This window comes from Salmonella sp. FC25216, assembly GCF_057751355.1.
In genome coordinates this window covers 1-649 of the sequence record NZ_JBDGON010000034.1, presented here as the reverse complement: position 1 = coordinate 649, position 649 = coordinate 1, and the positions used below count along the sequence as shown (strand labels likewise).

1 pseudogene is annotated in these 649 nt (G+C 55.8%); it reads left to right on the top strand.

Annotated features, from left to right (window positions below):
• Window positions 1–649: pseudogene (locus AC3G3F_RS23845) on the top strand (hypothetical protein); the annotation flags it as partial.

Genomic DNA, 649 nt, shown 5'->3' with positions numbered 1-649 from the left:
ACGATACCCTGCAATGGACCGCCACCACACTGAAGCCCGGTACCCGCGTGAACTGGAATAAATCAGACCCGGCAGCACAGATGACCGCTCGCGGGCGACGGTATGCGCACGTGTCACTGGTGGAAGGTATCACCGATAAAATGAACCTGAACGCCGGGGACCTGCTCTGGGTGGTGTGCGATAACGGCAATCTGTTGCCGGACCATAACGGGCCGGAGCGCCCGGCATGGTGGAGTAATCTGCTGCCTCCGGCAAAAGAGACGATGCAGTTTGATACCGTGGTCTGCCCGACGCCGTACCCGATACGGTCCGGGGATGCTATCGGGCATCTGGGGTATTATCAGGCACCGAAGGATGGCGGTTATAACGGGCGCTATCAGGTGCATATTGAGTGCGTTACCACTGATGACTTGCCGCGCTTTCTGAGTAATTCTGAACATGTGGAGCGGGATAAACCCGCGTTTGGCAAATACCCGGCGGGTATACCGCTCTATATGAAGAACAGCGTAAATGCGATATATCAAAGCCAGTTGACTACCCATCAGGACGGTATTTTTCCCCTGAATGGCAGCCAGCACACAGAAGACAATCAGGTGACTTACTGGCAGGCTGGCGCATCGCGGGGCTATCTTGCAGAATCCGACCTGAA